The organism is Synechococcus sp. R55.8, assembly GCF_047461895.1.
In the GTDB taxonomy this organism is placed as follows: domain Bacteria; phylum Cyanobacteriota; class Cyanobacteriia; order Thermostichales; family Thermostichaceae; genus Thermostichus.
Genome location: NZ_JANSIB010000051.1, coordinates 1 through 2,227, shown reverse-complemented (window position 1 = coordinate 2,227; position 2,227 = coordinate 1). Strand labels below are relative to the sequence as shown.

At 59.6% G+C, this 2,227-nt stretch carries 3 protein-coding genes; all 3 read right to left on the bottom strand.

The window, feature by feature from the left end:
* Nucleotides 1-616: endonuclease III (nth, locus tag NW829_RS06765; protein ID WP_414416725.1), on the bottom strand; the 616-nt coding region annotated here is incomplete at its 3' end.
* Between the two features lie 6 nt (nucleotides 617-622).
* A complete protein-coding gene (gene rseP, locus NW829_RS06760; protein ID WP_414344642.1) occupies nucleotides 623-1,720 on the bottom strand; it encodes an RIP metalloprotease RseP in 1,098 nt (365 codons plus the stop codon).
* 168 nt (nucleotides 1,721-1,888) lie between these two features.
* Nucleotides 1,889-2,131 (bottom strand): NifU family protein, encoded by a 243-nt coding sequence (locus NW829_RS06755; protein ID WP_011432622.1) that lies wholly within the window; start codon nucleotides 2,129-2,131, stop codon nucleotides 1,889-1,891.
* Between the last annotated feature and the right edge of the window lie 96 nt (nucleotides 2,132-2,227).

Here is a 2,227-nt window from a genome sequence, read left to right as displayed (position 1 = left end):
CCAAAAAACATTGCTGGCACAGAGGCCTGCGGGCAGTGCAGATGGCCCGCCCGTGGTCGATCAGACGGATAGACCAGTTCTCCCAATCCGCCTGCGGCAACAACTGCTTCAGATCCTTTTCGATGCGCACGGGATCCTCGTGCTCAGTGAGGCCGAGGCGGCGGCTGAGGCGCTTGACATGGGTATCGACGGTAACCCCGGCATGGATGCCAAAAGCATGAGCCAACACCACATTGGCCGTCTTGCGGGCTACGCCGGGTAGGGTGAGCAGCTCCGGCATGGTGCGGGGCACTTGACCACCGAAATCGCTCAAGATCTTGCGGCAGGCTTCCTGAATGTGTTTGGCCTTGTTGCGATAGAAGCCGGTGGAATGGATGAGAGCCTCGATCTCCTCTCGCGGCGCTGTCGCCAGGGCCTGGGCATCCGGGAAGCGACGAAACAGCTCCGGCGTTACCTGATTCACCCGCTCATCCGTACACTGAGCGGAGAGGATGGTTGCCACCAAGAGCTGCAGCGGCGTCTGGTAGTGGAGGGCACAGGTGGAGTTGGGGTAGTGGCGCTTCAGCCGGAGCAGGATCTCCAAAGCTCGCTGGCGCAGGGCCCGTTTGCTGGCCATCTTCCCCTAGCCCGACCCGGTGACAATGGCGAGGGTGTCTTTGAAGATCAGCACCACCCCCAATCCCAGTAACAACACCAAGCCCGTCTGCATCACCCGCTCCTCCAGATGCTTGGGCAGCCGTTTGCCGCGGATCGCCTCCAGGATCAAAAAGGCAATGTGTCCCCCGTCCAAGGCGGGCAGGGGCAACAGGTTGAGAAAGGCCAGGTTAATGCTAATCAAAGCGGTGAAATTAAACAGGCTGGCGGCGTCATCGCGGGCCAGGTCGGCCCCGATCTTGACGATCCCCACCGGGCCGGAGACCTGAGCAGCCGTGCTTTGGAAATTCTGAACCAACTGCTGCAGGCCGTTCAGATTGAGCATCACCACCCGCTGGTAGGCATTTCCCGCCTCCGTGAGGATCTCAGCCACACTCTGAGGGGGACGCAAGGTCACCTCCTGGTGGGGGGCCAAGGTCACTCCAATGGCCACCGTCTCTCCCCGCACCTCTGGGATCACCGTCAATTGCAGGGGATCCCCTTCCCCACGCTGCACCTCCAGGGGAATGGGCCGGTTCTCGCTGCTGCGGATCAGCACCTGAAAATCGTTCAGAGCTGCCAAGGCCGCCGTCTCGTCGGCAATCCCCCTGTAATCGCGATCGGCTGCCTGCAACACCACATCCCCTGCCTTCAGGCCGGCCCGCTCCGCCGGGCTATCGGGCATCACCTGAGGGATGAGAATGCCGGGATGGAGGCGCGTTACCGAGGGGATCCCCACCGAGGCGAACATCAACACCAGCACCAGATAGGCGAAGAGCAGGTTGGCCATCACCCCCGCACTCATCACCACCAGGCGATCCAGCACGGGGCGGTTTTTCAGCAGATCCGGGTCGTCGGGCGGGTAGGGAGAATGTTCATCCTCGTCAGGAAAGCCCACGTAGCCCCCCAGCGGCAGGGCGCGAATGGCGTACTCTGTCTCCTTGCCCTGGTATCGCCACAACACCGGGCCAAACCCCAGCGAGAAGCGGTTGACGTGGATCCCTTGGAGTTTGGCTGCCGCAAAGTGCCCTGCCTCATGCACCAGGATCAGCAGGGCGAGAATGGCGATGGAGAGGAGAACAGACATGCGCTAGCTCTGAAGAAGGCACAGAAGAAAGAAGTGGGGAGCAGAGAGCCACCCGAGGCTACCCAGAGACCATGGGACTGTTGATCAAGTTGATCAAGGCACCCAATCCAACACTTGAGAAGAATCCTAAAGAAATCTCACAAAAACCCAAAGCGGAAGAAGGGCCTCTCAGAATACCTGCTCCACTTCTAAAATGTCGGGGATGCTTTCCCGCAACTTGCGCTCAATGCCCATCTTTAGAGTCATGGTCGAGCTGGGGCAGGCTCCACAGGCCCCCTGCAAGCGCAGCTTGACCACCGGGCCATCGATTTCCACCAATTCCACATTGCCCCCATCGGCCATCAAGTAAGGACGCAGCTCGTTCAGGACTTTCTCGACGTTCTCGGTATTGAGTTCCAGTGCTTGTGCCATGGTTGCTTTTAGCCTCGTTGAGATTTGGATTGTAGCGGTTTCTGATACATTCACGCTGAACTCTCCTGAACATGGTTCAGGAAAGAAGCGATCGCA